General features: G+C 67.4%; 20 protein-coding genes. 15 read left to right on the top strand and 5 right to left on the bottom strand.

Features of this window, described 5'->3' with window-relative positions:
• Nucleotide 1: 1 nt before the first annotated feature.
• Genes J0A91_RS12675 through rutA form a run of 5 tightly spaced genes read left to right on the top strand, consistent with a single transcriptional unit; the run spans nucleotide 2 to nucleotide 3484 of the window.
• A complete protein-coding gene (locus J0A91_RS12675) occupies nucleotides 2-454 on the top strand; it encodes a universal stress protein (RefSeq protein WP_069205216.1) in 453 nt (150 codons plus the stop codon).
• Nucleotides 455-493: 39 nt separating this feature from the next.
• Nucleotides 494-1231: a pyrimidine utilization protein B gene (rutB, locus tag J0A91_RS12670; RefSeq protein ID WP_069207280.1), complete on the top strand. Its 738-nt coding sequence runs from the start codon at nucleotides 494-496 to the stop codon at nucleotides 1229-1231.
• A complete protein-coding gene (gene rutC / locus J0A91_RS12665; RefSeq protein ID WP_069207279.1) occupies nucleotides 1231-1614 on the top strand; it encodes a pyrimidine utilization protein C in 384 nt (127 codons plus the stop codon). The genes rutB and rutC overlap by 1 nt, the downstream gene beginning before the upstream one ends.
• On the top strand, nucleotides 1614-2402 hold the full coding sequence (gene rutD / locus J0A91_RS12660; RefSeq protein WP_069205215.1) for a pyrimidine utilization protein D: 789 nt from the start codon (nucleotides 1614-1616) through the stop codon (nucleotides 2400-2402). Before rutC ends, rutD begins: the two co-directional genes overlap by 1 nt.
• A gap of 14 nt (nucleotides 2403-2416) precedes the next feature.
• The gene (gene rutA / locus J0A91_RS12655) at nucleotides 2417-3484 is read left to right on the top strand and encodes a pyrimidine utilization protein A (RefSeq protein ID WP_069205214.1); all 1068 of its coding nucleotides are present in this window, start codon (nucleotides 2417-2419) and stop codon (nucleotides 3482-3484) included.
• Nucleotides 3485-3642: 158 nt separating this feature from the next.
• Here the strand turns inward: rutA and J0A91_RS12650 are convergent, their stop codons facing one another.
• Together J0A91_RS12650 and J0A91_RS12645 are read right to left on the bottom strand one after the other, a co-directional pair.
• Nucleotides 3643-4119: a DUF1465 family protein gene (locus J0A91_RS12650; RefSeq protein ID WP_069205213.1), complete on the bottom strand. Its 477-nt coding sequence runs from the start codon at nucleotides 4117-4119 to the stop codon at nucleotides 3643-3645.
• Between the two features lie 91 nt (nucleotides 4120-4210).
• Entirely contained in the window at nucleotides 4211-4408 is a 198-nt protein-coding gene (locus tag J0A91_RS12645; RefSeq protein ID WP_069205212.1) for a YdcH family protein, read from the bottom strand.
• A 268-nt stretch (nucleotides 4409-4676) separates the two neighbouring features.
• Here J0A91_RS12645 and J0A91_RS12640 point away from each other — a divergent pair, with 268 nt between their 5' ends.
• Nucleotides 4677-4832: a YdcH family protein gene (locus J0A91_RS12640; protein WP_083224665.1), complete on the top strand. Its 156-nt coding sequence runs from the start codon at nucleotides 4677-4679 to the stop codon at nucleotides 4830-4832.
• Nucleotides 4833-4879: 47 nt separating this feature from the next.
• Here J0A91_RS12640 and J0A91_RS12635 read toward each other — a convergent pair whose 3' ends face one another.
• Both J0A91_RS12635 and dksA read right to left on the bottom strand, forming a co-directional pair.
• Nucleotides 4880-5299 (bottom strand): PilZ domain-containing protein, encoded by a 420-nt coding sequence (locus tag J0A91_RS12635; protein WP_338056864.1) that lies wholly within the window; start codon nucleotides 5297-5299, stop codon nucleotides 4880-4882.
• A gap of 45 nt (nucleotides 5300-5344) precedes the next feature.
• Nucleotides 5345-5710, bottom strand: a complete 366-nt coding sequence (gene dksA / locus J0A91_RS12630; RefSeq protein ID WP_420852832.1) for an RNA polymerase-binding protein DksA — start codon at nucleotides 5708-5710, stop codon at nucleotides 5345-5347.
• 483 nt (nucleotides 5711-6193) lie between these two features.
• Here dksA and J0A91_RS12625 point away from each other — a divergent pair, with 483 nt between their 5' ends.
• The 4 genes from J0A91_RS12625 (at nucleotide 6194) to J0A91_RS12610 (ending at nucleotide 10431) form a co-directional block, all read left to right on the top strand.
• Entirely contained in the window at nucleotides 6194-7123 is a 930-nt protein-coding gene (locus J0A91_RS12625) for a PEP-CTERM sorting domain-containing protein (protein WP_169833139.1), read from the top strand.
• Nucleotides 7124-7238: 115 nt separating this feature from the next.
• The gene (gene serS, locus J0A91_RS12620; protein WP_069205208.1) at nucleotides 7239-8510 is read left to right on the top strand and encodes a serine--tRNA ligase; all 1272 of its coding nucleotides are present in this window, start codon (nucleotides 7239-7241) and stop codon (nucleotides 8508-8510) included.
• Nucleotides 8511-8535: 25 nt separating this feature from the next.
• The gene (surE, locus tag J0A91_RS12615) at nucleotides 8536-9300 is read left to right on the top strand and encodes a 5'/3'-nucleotidase SurE (protein ID WP_069205207.1); all 765 of its coding nucleotides are present in this window, start codon (nucleotides 8536-8538) and stop codon (nucleotides 9298-9300) included.
• Between the two features lie 9 nt (nucleotides 9301-9309).
• Nucleotides 9310-10431, top strand: a complete 1122-nt coding sequence (locus J0A91_RS12610; protein WP_069205206.1) for a M23 family metallopeptidase — start codon at nucleotides 9310-9312, stop codon at nucleotides 10429-10431.
• An 87-nt stretch (nucleotides 10432-10518) separates the two neighbouring features.
• Here the strand turns inward: J0A91_RS12610 and J0A91_RS12605 are convergent, their stop codons facing one another.
• Entirely contained in the window at nucleotides 10519-11025 is a 507-nt protein-coding gene (locus tag J0A91_RS12605) for a flavin reductase family protein (protein WP_069205205.1), read from the bottom strand.
• Nucleotides 11026-11179: 154 nt separating this feature from the next.
• Between J0A91_RS12605 and cysD the strand changes: the two genes are divergently transcribed.
• From cysD to panB, 5 genes are all read left to right on the top strand, one after another.
• Nucleotides 11180-12088: a sulfate adenylyltransferase subunit CysD gene (cysD, locus tag J0A91_RS12600; RefSeq protein WP_069205204.1), complete on the top strand. Its 909-nt coding sequence runs from the start codon at nucleotides 11180-11182 to the stop codon at nucleotides 12086-12088.
• A gap of 219 nt (nucleotides 12089-12307) precedes the next feature.
• Nucleotides 12308-14236, top strand: coding sequence for a sulfate adenylyltransferase subunit CysN (cysN, locus tag J0A91_RS12595; RefSeq protein WP_069205203.1), 1929 nt, complete (start codon nucleotides 12308-12310; stop codon nucleotides 14234-14236).
• 2 nt (nucleotides 14237-14238) lie between these two features.
• The gene (locus tag J0A91_RS12590; protein WP_069205202.1) at nucleotides 14239-14964 is read left to right on the top strand and encodes a 3'(2'),5'-bisphosphate nucleotidase CysQ; all 726 of its coding nucleotides are present in this window, start codon (nucleotides 14239-14241) and stop codon (nucleotides 14962-14964) included.
• Nucleotides 14965-15003: 39 nt separating this feature from the next.
• A complete protein-coding gene (locus J0A91_RS12585; protein WP_069205201.1) occupies nucleotides 15004-15285 on the top strand; it encodes a DUF427 domain-containing protein in 282 nt (93 codons plus the stop codon).
• Nucleotides 15286-15327: 42 nt separating this feature from the next.
• The gene (panB, locus tag J0A91_RS12580; RefSeq protein ID WP_069205200.1) at nucleotides 15328-16188 is read left to right on the top strand and encodes a 3-methyl-2-oxobutanoate hydroxymethyltransferase; all 861 of its coding nucleotides are present in this window, start codon (nucleotides 15328-15330) and stop codon (nucleotides 16186-16188) included.
• Nucleotides 16189-16244: the final 56 nt, after the last annotated feature.

The raw sequence follows: 16244 nt of genomic DNA, 5'->3' as shown, positions 1-16244 counted from the left end.
CATGCGCATCTATCTCGTCGTGATCGACAACACTCCCGAAAGCGCGATCGCGCTCCGCTTCGCCGCGCGGCGTGCGGTGAAGACCGGCGGCGGCGTCGAGATCCTCGCGCTGATCGAGCCGCAGGAGTTCATCCCGTTCGGCGGCGTGCAGGCGACGATCGAGGAGGAGGCGCGGCTTCACGCCGAGGGCCTCGTCGCGGGCGCGGCCGGTACGCTGATCGACGAATCGGGGCTTCGCCCGTCGATCACGGTGCGGCAGGGCGACGGCCCCAAGATCATTCGCGAGATGATCGCCGCCAACCCGGACATCGCCGCTTTGGTGCTGGGCGCGGCACCGAACGGATCGCCCGGCCCGCTGATCGCGCATTTCGCGGGCGATTCGGGCGCTCTGCCGGTCCCGCTGATGATCATTCCCGGATCGCTCGACGCCGAAGCGATCGACCGGCTGAGTTGACCGCTTGATCTATCGGTGGCGCTGCCCGATCATGCCGGGATGCGCGAACCGCCCGTGATCGACCATCGCCCCGAAAACGTACCTGACACGGTGGTCCTGCCGGCGCGCCCCGAGCCGATCCGCGTGTCGCCGCACGACACCGCCGTCATCGTGATCGACATGCAGAACGCCTATGCCAGCGAAGGCGGTTACGTCGATCTCGCCGGGTTCGATATCGCCGGCGCCGCCGGCGTGATCGGCAAGATCGGCCAGGTGCTCGATGCCGCGCGCGGCGCTGGCATGCCGGTGATCTTCCTCCAGAACGGTTGGGACGCCGACTATGTCGAGGCCGGCACGCCGCAGTCGCCCAATTACCACAAGTCCAACGCGCTAAAGACGATGCGCGCACGCCCCGAGCTTGCCGGCCAGTTGCTCGCACGCGGCGGCTGGGATTACGAACTGGTCGATGCGCTCACCCCCAAGCCGGGCGACATCCGCGTCCACAAGACGCGCTATTCGGCGTTCTTCAACTCGCAGCTCGATTCGATCCTGCGCGCACGCGGCATCCGCACGCTCGTGTTCGTCGGCATCGCCAGCAACGTCTGCGTCGAATCGACTCTGCGCGACGGTTTCCACCTCGAATATTTCGGGGTGATGCTGGAAGATGCCACGCACCATCTCGGCCCAGACTTCATCCAGCAGGCGACCGTCTACAACGTCGAGAAATTCTTCGGCTGGGTCAGCACCGTCGCAGATTTCTGCGGCGCGGTCGGCCAAGTGCCAGACAGGGAAGCATGATGCCGTTCGAAGCGATCAACCCGCCGCAATTCCCCACCCCGATCGCGCCCTATTCGGCCGCCGCGAGGGCCGGGAACACGCTCTACGTCTCGGGCATGCTCGCGCTCGCCGAGGGCGGCGTGGTGCTGCACGTCGGCGATGCGGCCGCGCAGACCCGGCATGTGCTGGAGGCGATCAAGACCACGGTCGAGGCGGCAGGCGGCAGCATGGCCGACATCGCGATGAACCACATCTTCCTCAAGGATCTCGGCGATTACGCCGCGTTCAACGCGGTCTATGCCGGGTATTTTCCGGGCGACAAGCCAGCGCGCTACTGCATCCGCGCCGATCTGGTGAAGCCCGAATGCCTCGTCGAGATCGCCTCGGTCGCGCATCTCGGCTGATGCCGCACGCGGACGGGCTCTACTACGAACTGCACGGCCCCGAAGGCGCGCCGCCGCTGCTGCTGTCCTCCGGGCTGGGCGGTTCGGGCGGGTACTGGCACCCCAATCTCGCCGCGCTCGCCGCGCGGTATCGCGTCATCCTGTACGATCATCGCGGCACCGGCCGCTCGGAGCGCGAAATCGCCGGTCACGTGACGCTGGAGGCGGTCGGCGAGGACATGCGCCGGCTGCTCGACGCGCTCGACATCGCAGCGGTGACGATCGTCGGCCATGCGATCGGCGGCATGGCCGGCATGGCGCTTGCGCTCGCAGCACCCGAGCGGGTCGCGCGGCTGGTGGTGGTCAACGGCTGGGCGCGGCTCGACCGGCATACCGAACGCTGCTTCGACACGCGGCTCGCGTTGCTGCGCGACAGCGGCGCGCAGGCCTATCTCCACGCGCAGCCGCTGTTCCTGTTTCCGCCGCAGTGGATCAGCCAGCATCACGACCGGCTGATCGCCGAAGCCGCCGAACAGCTCGCGCACTTTCCCGGTACGGTGATGATCGAACGCCGCATCGCCGCCGCGCGCGGCTTCGACATCGCCGACCGGCTCGGCGACATCACCGCGCCGACATTGCTGATCGCCAGCGACGACGACATGCTCGTGCCGCCCGCCTGCTCGGCCGCGATCCACGCGAGCGTGGCAGGATCGCGGCTGGTGCGGTTCGCGCGCGGCGGCCACGCCTGCAACGTCACGCAGGCCGATGATTTCAACGCCTGCCTGCTCGGCTGGCTCGACGGCAACTGAAGAGGGTATCGCGCATGCAGATCGGCGTCTTCATCCCCATCAACAACAACGGCTGGCTGATCAGCGAAGCCGCGCCGCAGTACAAGCCGAGCTTCGATCTCAACAAGGCGATCGCGCTCAAGGCCGAGGAGCATGGCCTCGATTTCCTGCTGTCGATGATCAAGCTGCGCGGCTTCGGCGGCAAGACCGAATTCTGGGAATACGGCCTCGAAAGCTTCACGCTGATGGCCGGCCTCGCCGCCGTGACCGAGCGGATCAAGATCTACGCCACCTGCCCCACCCTGCTCATTCCACCCGCCTTCGCCGCGCGGATGTGCAACACGATCGATTCGATCAGCCACGGCCGCTTCGGGCTGAACCTCATCACCGGCTGGCAGCCGCCCGAATATACCCAGATGGGCATGTGGCCGGGCGAGGAGCATTTCCGCAACCGCTACACGATGCTCGACGAATATGCCCACATCCTGCGCGAACTGTGGGAGACCGGCACGTCCGACTTCAAGGGCGACTATTACCAGATGAGCGACTGCCGCGTCTGGCCGCAGCCGCAGGGCGAGATGAAGATCATCTGCGCCGGCTCGTCCGATGCCGGCCTCGCCTTCTCGGCGAAATGGGCGGATTACGCTTTCTGTCTCGGCAAGGGCGTCAACACGCCGACCGCGTTCGCGCCCAACAACATCCGGCTCGCCGCCGCGACCGAAAAGACCGGACGCGACGTGTCGATCTTCGTGCTGGTGATGGTGATCGCCGCCGAAACCGACGAAGCCGCGCAGGCCAAGTGGCGCGCCTATAACGACGGCGCCGATCTCGACGCGATCGCCTGGCTCGCCGATCAGGGCGCCGCCGACACGGTCAACACCGACACCAACGTCCGCCAGCTCGCCGCGCCCGAGGGGGCGGTCAACATCAACATGGGCACGCTGGTCGGCTCGTATGAAACCGTCGCGCGGATGCTCGACGAGATGGCCGAGGTGCCCAATACCGGCGGCGTGCTGCTCACCTTCGACGATTTCCTCGAAGGCGTCGAAGCATTCGGCACCCGCATCCAGCCACTGATGAAGAGCCGCGCGCATCTGCGGTGAAGGGCGACTTCTTGTTTCCCACCCCGTTCGTCCCGAGCGAAGTCGAGGGACAAGCCCCAAGCGCAAGCGCATTGTGTCTCGACTTCGCTCGACACGAACGGTTGAGGAGGATGCAAGTTCGCTGGGGGTAAACGGAAGGAGGAACCCTCGTCAGCCGCTCAAAACGCCGTCGCCAACCGCTCCTGCATCGATCGCGCCGGGCTCTGCCCCGCCGCCACGCCCGCCTGCGCCGCGTCGAGCAACCCGACCCGCCGGTACAGGTCCGCACTCGACTGGATCAGCGCCCGCGCCCGCGCCGGCAGTTCCGCCACCGCGGTCGCATCGCTGATCGGCGCCGGGCCGAGCCGCCGCGACGGATCGAGCGCGTCGCGCGGCGCCATCTCGCCCGCGCTCACCGCGCGCTGGGTCAGCAGCCAGGCGATGACGTGCATCAGCCGTGTCGTCACCTTGAGCGATTCACAACTGAACGCGACGCGCGCGAGCGGCGGCAGCGCCTCGCGGTCGGCGCGACCGCCATCGTCGAAATAGCTGCGCGCCTCGTCGGCCAGCACCATCGCATCGACGTAGAGCACGTCGATCAGACGGCGGTGAATCCGCGAATCCGGCAGCGCCCCCCTCGTCTCGGCACCCCTCATGTCAGCCCTGTGGCACAGGTCGCGCGCCCGGCGGTAGGGCGGCGCGTTGCGTTCATGCCGCCGACCGTCCCGTTTCGGATCGCCGCCCGGCTCACGCGATGATGTCGGGAATCAATTGGTCTTCCAGCGAGACGATCTCGTCGCGCAGCCGCAGCTTGCGCTTCTTGAGACGGGCGAGCTGCATCTGATCGGCCGCACCACCGGCGATCAGCGCGGACAGTGCGGCATCGAGGTCACGATGCTCGACTCTCACCACCTCAAGCCGCTTGGCGATCTGCGCTCCGTCCATTCGTCCCCCTGCGCCGGTGATCGGCTGAGTCGCACCGGCCCGCGCCACCGCCCGGCGGCTCACCCGGATCTACCGAGGGGGCTTCGGGCGGGGGAACGGGCCGGTCAAGGGAACTCTAGCAAAACCGTGGAAGGACGCGAGCGCCAATAATCCGGTCGTCGCACTTCTTTGCTCGGTACGTCGAATCGCACCGCCAAAGGGGCAGACATTGAACCAGAATCATGCTTGATTGCTTCCCCCGCCACCCTTTCGGAAGGAGGAAAACTCAATGCAGAACGCGCACCACATGGCCCTGGAGGCCAAACACGCCGTCCTCGAAGAGAAGATCAGCGCCGAGTCGCATCGACCGCAGCCTGATAGCGCAATGTTGGCCGCGCTCAAGAAGCAAAAGCTTCGCGTTAAGGAAGAAATGACGATCCTTTAACGACAGCGCGCCCGGGCAGCACCGCTGCCCGGGCTCCGAACCCCGCTTTACGTGCGCGGCGTGTATTTGGGCGCGACCACCATGTTCGGCTTGGCCCCGGTGCCGACCGGCTTGCGCGCCAGCTTCGGATCGATCTGCCGGTCGAACGCAATCCCGATCCGCCCCGCCGCCGACCACGCGACTCGCCCGCGCACCACGCCGACCCCGCGCAGATCGCATTCAACCTCGGTGCCGACATCCAGACCCTGCTGATATTCCGCCATCAGCCCGCCGGCGGACAGGTTGCGCACGCGCACCGTCGTCGTGGTATCGCCGACCCGCAGGTCCGACATCACCAACAGGCTGTCGCGCGCGCCGCTACGGTCCCCCGCGTCTTCGCCGCTCATGCGTTCGCCGCTCGGCTCACGCAGGGAATCGTTGGAGTGCTCGTCCATCACCATCGCCGGATTGAAGATACTCGGCTCCACGATAGCGGGCTTTGGTATCCAACCTCTTAAATTATCGGACTGCGCTCAGTCCTCGCGCGAGACCTTTTCGTGGCGTTCGTGGCGCTCCTGCGCCTCGACCGTCATCGTCGCGATCGGCCGTGCTTCGAGCCGGCCGAGCGAGATCGGCTCGCCGGTGACTTCGCAATAGCCATATTCGCCGTCCTCGATCCGACGCAGCGCCGCATCGATCTTGGAGATCAGCTTGCGCTGCCGGTCGCGCGTGCGCAGCTCGATCGACCAGTCGGTCTCGCTCGATGCGCGATCGGTCAGATCCGCCTCGCGCAGCGAATCGAGCTGGAGCTGCGAGAGCGTCCCCGCCGATTCGCGCAGGATCGCATCCTTCCACGCTTGCAGCTTGTCCCGGAAATACGCCTGCTGGCGCGGGTTCATGAAAGGTTCGTCGGCGCTTGGCCGATACCCGTCGCTATCGTTCGACAGGGCCGGAGGCGCGTCGAATTTCGTGGTGTCATCTAGGTGATTCAAGACCAGTCGCCATCCCATCGCTGCCAGTCGTATGACGCTCAAAGCGTTCTTTTTCCACGCCCGGCTGTCCCATGATGAGCGCGCCTATAGCCATGCCGTTCCCGCACCACAAGCAACCCCGGCGGGCTGACATGCGAAAGCGCGCCCGCATCCGCTATTCACCCGCGCCCGCGCAGGAAAGTACGAACCGGCCACAGATCTGTACCGTCCCGATACGTTTACCATGATCCGCACCGACGACGCGTAAAGAATCCCGTATTGAGACCCTGATAACTCGGTTAACGACCTTGAACTTAACCCTTTGTTCGGCACTTTGGGCAAAGAGCGGCGAACCCGCTGAGGTAATGCAGACCCGGCAGAAGATCCTGTCGGCAACGAAAGAGCGAAATCATGTCGGTGCGGATGGCCTTGGCTAAACTGTGCGCTTGCGCATGCGGCGGCGCTATCGTCGGCGGTGGCGCGGTGCATGTCGCCGAAGCCTCGAAGACGCGCCATGCGTATGTCCAGAAGACCAAGCGCGTCGTGCGCCGCACGGTGAGCCACCCCGGCGGTCGCGTCCGCCGAGTCGTAACGCAGACCCGCGCGGTGTGCCCGCCCGCGGTCGTCACCATGACCAGCCAGGGCGCGCCGATCCCGCTGCCCCCCGCCGATGTGCCGGCGATGGGCGGGGGCGGTGGCGGCGGCATGACCGTGATCGGCGGCGGCTTCGGCGGATTCGGCGGCGGCTTCTCGGGCGGCGGCTTCTTCGGCGGCGGTGGCGGCGGCGGATCGGGCGGGATCGTCATTTCCTCGACATCGAGCGGCGGATCGACCTCGTCCAGCGGCGGCTCCACCTCGACGGGTGGTTCCTCCACCGGTGGGTCTTCGACGGGTGGGTCGTCCACCTCCACCGGCGGGTCATCGACCGGCGGCTCATCCACGTCCACGGGCGGCTCCTCCACCTCGACGGGCGGGTCTTCGACATCGACCGGTGGCTCCTCGACCTCCACATCCACGGGCGGGTCTTCCACCTCGACCTCGACGGGCGGCTCCTCGACGTCGAGTTCGACGAGTTCCTCCACCTCGGGGTCTACCTCCACGTCGAGCGCGTCGAGCGGATCGAGCAGCTACGCGTCGAGCAGCCACGGCTTCCCGGGCAGCAGCGGCTGGCATGGCGGCAGCAGCGGTTGGCACGGCGGCAGCAGCGGCTGGCATGGCGGCAGCAGCGGTGGCCACCCGGCGCCGGTGCCCGCGCCGCCGATGGTGTTGCTGTTCGGTGCCGCCGCCGCCGCGCTGGTCGCCCGCAAGCGCTTCGCCAAGCGGCCCGCCGCCGAAGCCTGAGTCCGATAACAGGCCGAAACCAAAGCCCCTGCGCGACGCGAGTCGCGCAGGGGCTTTTCGATTCACGTGCGGTGGCTTGCGCAGGCGGAACCGCGCGGCCATAGCCTCGCGCATTATGCACGACATCCGCCTGATCCGCGACGATCCCGCCGCCTTCGACGCCGCCCTCGCCAAACGCGGGGTCGCCCCCGCATCGGCCGCCCTGCTCGCGCTCGACGAGGCGCGTCGCGCGCTCATCACCGAGGCGCAGACCGCGCAGGCGCGCCGCAACGAAGCGTCGAAGGCGATCGGTGCCGCCAAGGCGCGCCGCGACGACCCCACCGACCTGCTCGCCGAAGTCGCCGAACTGAAGGAACGCCTGCCAGCGATCGCCGCCGAGGAGAAAGCGGTCGGCGAGACGCTCACCGCCGCGCTCGCGGCGATCCCCAATTTGCCGCTCGCCGACGTGCCCCGTGGTGCCGACGAGGACGACAACGTGCTGGTCGCGACTCACGGCACCCAGCCCGCATTCGCCTTCACGCCCAAGGAGCATGACGCGATCGGCCCAGCGCTCGGGCTCGATTTCGAGACCGGCGCGGCGATGTCGGGCGCGCGCTTTACGCTCGTGCGCGGCCACGCCGCCAAGCTGCACCGTGCGCTCGGCCAGTTCATGCTCGACACACTGACGGCTGAGCACGGCTATGAGGAAGCCATCCCGCCGCTGCTGGTGCGCGACGAGGCGCTGTTCGGCACAGGGCAGCTCCCCAAGTTCGCCGAGGACCAGTTCCGCACCACCGACGGCCGCTGGCTGATCCCCACCGCCGAGGTGCCGCTGACCAACATCGTCGCCGGCAAGATCCTCAGCGAAGCCGAGCTGCCGCTGCGCTTCGCCGCGCTCACCGCCTGCTTCCGCTCCGAAGCGGGCGCGGCGGGGCGCGACACACGCGGCTTCATCCGCCAGCACCAGTTCGAGAAAGTCGAGATGGTCTCGATCGTCGCGCCCGAAAAATCCGAGGCCGAGCACGAGCGCATGACCGCCTGCGCCGAGGGCATCCTCACCGCGCTCGGCCTGCCGTTCCGCCGCATGAAGCTCTGCACCGGCGACATGGGCTTCACGGCGGCGCGCACCTATGATCTCGAAGTGTGGCTGCCCGGCCAGGGCCGCTACCGCGAGATTTCGAGCTGCTCGACCTGCACCGATTTCCAGGCGCGCCGCATGAACGCGCGCTACCGCCCCGCCGAGGAAAAGGGCACGCGCTTCGTCCACACGCTCAACGGCTCCGGCCTCGCGGTCGGGCGGACGCTCGTGGCGGTGCTGGAGAATTACCAGCAGGAAGACGGCTCGGTCGCGGTGCCCGAGGTGCTCAAGCCGTACCTCAAGGGCCTCAACCGCTTGGAACCCAAATGATCCTTCCCGGCACTGCGAAGATCTGATGCGTATCCTGCTCTCCAACGATGACGGCATCCACGCGCCCGGCCTCGCCGTGCTCGAACGGATCGCGCGCACGCTCTCCGACGACGTCACGGTCGTCGCACCGATCGAAGAGCAATCGGGCAAGGGCCGCTCGCTCACGCTCACCGAGCCGGTGCGGCTGCGCGCGTTCGGCGAGAAGCGCTGGGCGGTCACCGGCACGCCGACCGACGCGGTGATGATCGCGCTCGCGGAGATCATGAAGGACGCCAAGCCAGACCTGATCCTGTCGGGCGTCAACCGCGGCGCCAATCTCGGCGAGGACGTCAGCTATTCGGGCACCGTCGCCGCCGCGATGGAAGGCGCGCATGCCGGCATCCGCTCGATCGCGCTCAGCCAGCGCTATGCCGGCAGCGGCCTCGGCGACGCCGTCACCTTCGCAGCGGCGGAAGCCTGGGGCGAGCGCGTGCTGCGCACGCTGGTCGACACGCCGTTCGCGCCGCGCACCTTGGTCAACGTCAACTTCCCGCCGGTCGCGGCGGAGGACGTGCAGGGCATTCGCGTCGTCGCCCAAGGGATGCGCGACTACGGTCGGCTCCAGCTCGACCGCCGCACCGATCCGCGCGGCTTCGACTATTACTGGCTTCGGCTCGGGCGGATCCCCCACACGCCGACGGAGGCGACCGATCTCGAAGCGATCGAGCACGGCCACATCACCGTCACCCCGCTGCATCTCGACCTGACACATCGCGCCTCGCTCGCTATGCTCGGCGAACGGTTCCAATAAGGGCGCGCAATGGGGTGGATTAGGGGTCGGTCGCGCACTGCGGCGTCGTTGGTCGTTCTCCTGCCGGCACTGGCCGCCTGTATCCCGCAAGGCGCAGCGCCCAATCCCGACGCCACGCGCTACCGCCCAAGGCAAACCATGCCCGAGCGGCAGGATGCTCCGCCCCCCAGCGGCCCGCCGCGCTACGAACCGTACCGCATCGACGAAGGCGTCGCCGCGCTCCCCGCGCCGCGGCCGGCATGGCAGGCGCGTCCGGTCAACGCCGATGCGAAGCCGATCGACACCACCACCTATGTCGTGCGCCCCGGCGACACGCTGCGCGCGGTCGCGGACCGCACCGGCGCCGGCGCCGAAGCGATCGCGCGCGCCAATGGCCTCACCGTGCCGTTCATGATTCGCGCGGGCCAGCGGCTGTCGATCCCCGGCGGGCGCTATCACCTCGTCCGCTCGGGCGAGACCGGCATCGCCATCGCACGCGCCTATGGCATAGACTGGTCGCGGATCGTCACCGCCAATGGCCTCAGCGAACCCTATACCTTGCGCGCCGGCATGCGCGTGCTGATCCCCGGAGCCACGCCCGGCAGCAGCAGCGCGGCGGAACGCGCCGCCGCCTTCCGCCTCGATGTCGACGATCTCATCACCGGCAGCGCCCCGGCGCTCGCCAGCAACCAGCGCCCTGCCCCGCCCTCACGCTCGGCGCGCCGCGTCCTCGCGCCGACCGAGGCGATCAGCGAGCCGTCGCGGCTGCGCGGGGTGTTCGGCTGGCCAGCGCAGGGCCGAATCGTCGCGCGCTTCGGCCCCAGCGGCGCGAGCGGCGAGCGCTTCAACGGCATCAAGATCGCGGTCCCGGTCGGCACGCCGATCCACGCCGCCGCCGACGGCGTGGTCGCCTATGCCGGCAGCGAGGTGCCGACGCTCGGTGGCCTCGTCATCGTCAAGCACGGCGACGGCTGGACGACCGTCTACGGCCACGCCAGCCGGCTGCTCGTCCAGCGCGGCCAGGCGGTCAAGCGCGGCCAGACGATCGCGCTTTCGGGCGACACCGGGCTGGCCGACCGGCCCGAACTTCACTTCGAAATGCGCAAGGGCCGCACCCCGGTCGATCCGATCGCGCAATTGCCGCGATCGTAACCGCCAGCCCCTTCTCCGTTCGTGCTGAGCCTGTCGAAGCCGCTCAGGACAGGCTTCGACAAGCTCAGGGCGAACGGGGTGTGCGGCTCAAGGAGTAACCGACGGCTCCAGCACCGAAAACGCCCCATAGCTCCCCTGGAAGAACAGCAACGGCGCGCTCGGCGCCTCCACTTCCAGCGCGATCACGCGGCCGAGCACGATATAATGGTCGCCCGCCTCGTGGACGACATCGAGGTTGCAGTCGATCCACGCCACCACCCCGTCGAGGATCGGCGAACCGTTGGCCGAGGTGCGGTGCGAGATGCCGGCGAACTTGTCCGCCCCGCGCGCGGAGAATTGCCGGCACAGCGCCTCCTGATCGGCGGCGAGCACGTTGACGCAGAACTTGCCGACCTTCTCGATGCGCGGCCAGCTCGTCGATTTGCGATCGGGGAAGAACGCCACCAAAGGCGGATCGAGCGACACCGAGGTGAACGAGCCGACCACCATGCCGATCGGCGTGCCGTCTTCCTCGACAGCGGTAACGACGCAGACGCCGGTGGGATAATGTCCCAGCACGCGGCGGAAGGTGGTGTTATCGAAACTGGTGCTCACCCCGGCGACTCCCCGCTGTGTCCGAACGCCCGCATGCTGATTTCGCGCGCGGCAATCAACCCCGCCTAGCTGCGATTGGGGCCGGCCTAGAATCATTCGCTTGCCCGCGGCCCCCGCACGCCGTCTTGGGGGCGCTCATTCTCGTTCATCGGACATGCCCGTGGAATCCCTGACTCATCTGCAACGCCTCGAATCCGAAGCGATCCACATCCTGCGCGAAGTGGTCGCGGAAGCCGAGAAGCCGGTGATGCTCTATTCGGTCGGCAAGGATTCGGCGGTGATGCTGCATCTGGCGAAGAAGGCCTTCTACCCTTCGCCCCCACCCTTCCCGCTTCTCCACGTCGATACGACGTGGAAATTCCAGGAAATGTACAAGCTGCGCGACCGGGCGGCGGCGGAGGCGGGCATGGAATTGCTCGTCTATCAGAACCCCGAGGCGCGCGAGAAGGGGATCAACCCCTTCGACCACGGCCCCTTGCACACCGATATGTGGAAGACCGAAGGGTTGAAGCAGGCGCTCGACCTGTACGGTTTCGACGCGGCGTTCGGCGGCGCGCGGCGCGACGAGGAGAAGAGCCGCGCCAAGGAACGCATCTTCTCGTTCCGCACAGCCTCACACCGCTGGGACCCCAAGGCGCAGCGCCCCGAACTGTGGCACCTCTACAACGCGCGCAAGGCCAGGGGCGAGAGCATGCGCGTGTTCCCGATCTCGAACTGGACCGAACTCGATATCTGGCAGTACATCCAGCTTGAGGGCATCGAGATCGTGCCGCTCTATTTCGCCGCGCCCCGCCCCACCGTCGAGCGTGACGGGCTGCTGCTGATGGTCGACGACGCGCGCTTCCGCCTCAACCCCGGCGAGGTGCCCGTGGAGCGCTCGATCCGTTTCCGCACGCTCGGCTGCTACCCGCTCACCGGCGCGGTCGAGAGTAGCGCGAAGACGTTGCCGGAAGTGATCCAGGAAATGCTGCTCACCACCACCAGCGAACGCCAGGGCCGCGCGATCGACAAGGACGGCGGCGATGCGAGCATGGAGAAGAAGAAACAGGAGGGGTATTTCTGATGCGCGACCCCGCCCCATTCCCGTTCGTGCTGAGCGTAGTCGAAGCACGTGCCCCAAACGCTGCCGCCCTTGGCACGTCCTTCGACTGCGCTCAGGACGAACGGGTTATGGGTTCCCCCGCCCCCGGCATCACCCCAGCGCACGCTGGGGTCTCGTGCGGCTCGCGCGCGCCCTCCCCCATGAGATGCCAGCTTGCGCTGGCATGACGGACTGGAAGACATGACCGACACTCAAGACCCGATCTACCAGACCGACACCCTCATCGCCGAGGATATCGACGCGTATCTCGACGCGCATCAGCACAAGACGATGTTGCGCTTCATCACCTGCGGCTCGGTCGATGACGGCAAGTCGACGCTGATCGGGCGGCTGCTCTACGATTCGAAGATGATCTTCGAGGATCAGCTCGCCGCGCTCGAGGCGGACAGCAAGCGAGTCGGCACGCAGGGCGGCGAGATCGATTTCGCGTTGCTGGTCGATGGCCTCGCCGCCGAGCGCGAGCAGGGCATCACCATCGATGTCGCCTATCGCTTCTTCGCGACCGAGAAACGCAAGTTCATCGTCGCCGACACGCCGGGCCACGAACAATATACCCGCAACATGGTGACCGGCGCCTCGACCGCCGATCTCGCCGTGATCCTGATCGACGCGCGCAAGGGCGTGCTCGTCCAGACGCGGCGGCATTCCTACCTCGCGCACCTGATCGGCATCCGCAACATCGTGCTGGCGGTCAACAAGATGGATCTGGTCGGCTACGACCAGAGCGTGTTCGAGGCGATCGTCGCCGACTACACCGCCTTCGCCAAATCGATCGGGATCGAGGCGTTCGTCGCGATGCCGATCTCGGGCTTCAAGGGCGACAACATCACCAGCGCCAGCGCCAACACCCCCTGGTACGCCGGGCCGACGCTCATGGAGCATCTCGAAACCGTCGCGGTCGATGCGACGCTCGACGCGCAGAAGCCGTTCCGCATGCCGGTGCAGTGGGTCAACCGCCCCAACCTCGATTTCCGCGGATTCTCCGGGCTGATCGCAAGCGGGCGGATCGCACCGGGGGATGCGATCCGCGTGCTGCCCTCGGGCAAGACCTCGACCGTCAAGTCGATCGTCACGCTCGACGGCGATCTCGACGCAGCCATCGCCGGCCAGTCGGTGACGCTGACTCTCGCCGACGAGGTCGATTGCTCGCGCGGCGACGTCATCGCCGCCGCCGATGCGCCACCGCAGGTCGCCGACCAGTTCGAGGCGACGATCGTGTGGATGGACGAAGCCGAGATGCTGCCGGGCCGGCCCTACTGGCTCAAGATCGGCACGCAGACCGTCTCGGCGACGCTCCAGCAGCCGAAATATCAGGTCAACGTCAACACGATGGAGCATCTGGCGGCGAAGACGCTCGATCTCAACGCGATCGGCGTCGCCAACCTCGCCACCGACCGGCCGATCGCGTTCGAACCCTATGCGCAGAACCGCGATCTCGGCGGCTTCATCCTGATCGACAAGATGAGCAACGCCACCGTCGCGGCCGGCATGATCCATTTCAGCTTGCGTCGTGCCGACAACATCCACTGGCAAGCCGTTGACATCACGCGCGATGTCCATGCCGCGCAGAAGTGGCAGCAGCCGCGTCTGGTGTGGCTCACCGGGCTGTCGGGATCGGGCAAATCGACCATCGCCAATATCGTCGAGAAGAAGCTGTACGCGCGCGGCAAGCACAGTTTCCTCCTCGATGGCGACAATGTCCGCCACGGTCTCAACAAGGATCTCGGCTTCACCGATGCCGACCGAGTCGAGAACATCCGCCGCGTCGGCGAGGTCGCCAAGCTGATGACCGATGCCGGGCTGATCGTCATCACCGCGTTCATCTCGCCGTTCCGCTCGGAGCGCGACATGGTGCGGCAGATGCTGCCCGCCGGCGAGTTCATCGAGGTCCATATCGACACCCCGCTCGCCGAGGCCGAGGCGCGTGACGTGAAGGGCCTCTACAAGAAGGCGCGCGCGGGCCAACTCAAGAACTTCACCGGCATCGACAGCCCCTATGAGCCGCCGCTCACCCCCGAAATCCGCATCGACACCACCAAGCTGACCGCCGATCAGGCGGCGGACGTGATCGTCGAGGCGATCATCGGCATCTGGAGCCATGACCTGTGAGCATGACCGACGCCGACCTCGCCGCGCACCTTGCCGAGACCGCCGGCAAATTGCTGCGCGATGTGCGCGGCTCGGGCATCTTCTCGCCGCAAGCGCTCGGCAAGGCCGGCGACCAGACCGCCAACCAGTTCCTCGTCCACGCGCTGCGCGAGGCGCGGCCCGATGACGGACTGCTGTCCGAAGAGATGAAGTGCGACGGCACGCGGCTCGGCATGAAGCGCGTGTGGATCGTCGATCCGGTCGACGGCACGCGCGAATATGGCGAGGCGCGCGCCGATTGGGCGGTGCATGTCGCGCTCGCGATCGACGGTGTCGCCAGCATCGGCGCGGTCGCGCTGCCCGATGCCGGCCTCGTCCTGCGCAGCGACCGCCCCGCCCCCATTCCCCCGGCACCCGCGCAACTGCGCATGGTCGTCAGCCGCACCCGGCCCGCGCCCGAAGCGATCGCGATCGCGGCCAAGCTCGGCGCGGAGCTGGTGCCGATGGGGTCCGCCGGCGCCAAGGCGATGGCGGTGGTGCTGGGCCAGGCCGACATCTACCTCCATTCGGGCGGGCAGTACGAATGGGACAGCGCCGCGCCGGTGGCGGTTGCGGCGGCTTATGGGCTGCACTGCTCGCGGATCGACGGATCGCCGCTCGTCTACAACAATGCCGACGTATATATGCCCGACCTGCTGATCGCCCGCCCCGAACATGCCGAGCTGGTGCTGAAGCTCCTCCACACCTGATCTTCCCGCATCGCGGGGAGGATCGAAAGGACGTCCACAATGCCCACCGCACGCTGGAACGGCGCGATCATCGCGCAATCGGACGATACCGTCGTCGTCGAGGGTAACCAGTATTTCCCCGCCGACTCGGTCGATCCGGCATTGCTGGAGGACAGCGCCACGCACACGATCTGCCCGTGGAAAGGCACCGCCAGCTACAAGACGCTGGTCGTGAACGGCGAACGCAATCCCGATGCGGTATGGTACTATCCCGACCCCAAATCCGCCGCCGCCGAGATCAAGGGCCGCTTCGCGTTCTGGAAGGGCGTGACCGTCGGCTGACACCGATCTGGCGCGCGGGCGCGACCGGCGGTATGGAGCCGCATGTCCACGACCTTCACGATCGACACCGCGACCAGCCGCGCCAACCCCACGCCGGCGCCGATGAAGCGGCTCACCGTGCCCGCGATCCGCAAGCGCAAAGGCGGCGAGCCGCTGGTGATGCTCACCGCCTATACCGTGCGGATGGCGCAACTGCTTGATCCGCATTGCGATATCCTGCTGGTCGGCGACAGTCTCGGTCAGGTGATCTACGGCCTGCCCTCCACGCTGCCGGTCACGCTCGACATGATGTGCGCGCACGGCGCCGCGGTGGTGCGCGGCAGCTATCACTCGGTCGTCGTCATCGACATGCCGTTCGGCAGCTATGAGGCGAGCCCGCAAGCCGCCTTCGCCTCGGCGGCGCGGATCATGGCGGAAACCGGCGCTGCGGCGGTGAAGCTTGAGGGCGGCGTGGCGATGGCGCCGACCGTCGCCTTCCTGTCCGAACGCGGCATCCCGGTGATGGGGCATGTCGGCCTCACCCCGCAGGCGGTCAACGCGCTCGGCGGCTATGGCGCGCGCGGCCGCAGCGAAGCCGAGCATGCCAAGATCCTCGCCGACGCGCGCGCCGTCGCCGACGCCGGCGCGTTCGCGATCGTCGCCGAGGGCATTCTCGAACCGCTCGCGCGCACCATCACCACGGAGGTGGCGTGTCCCATCATCGGCATCGGCGCGTCGGCGCAGTGCGACGGACAGGTGCTCGTCACCGAGGATATGCTCGGGATGTTCGAGCGCACGCCACGCTTCGTCAAGACCTTCGACGACATGGCTGGCCGCATTTCCGCCGCGGTTGAAACCTATGCCCGCGATGTCCGGTCACGCGCGTTTCCGGGCGTCGACCAGACGTATCTGCCGAAGGACTGACGCCACTTCCCCTAATACCCGCGGCCCGCTAAGGTCCGCGCCTTCCCCGCCCGATT

Origin of the sequence: Sphingomonas panacis (assembly GCF_001717955.1) — a bacterium.
GTDB classification, from domain to species: domain Bacteria; phylum Pseudomonadota; class Alphaproteobacteria; order Sphingomonadales; family Sphingomonadaceae; genus Sphingomonas; species Sphingomonas panacis.
Note: the sequence above shows the minus strand (reverse complement) of the source record. Positions and strands in the feature narration are given on the sequence as shown.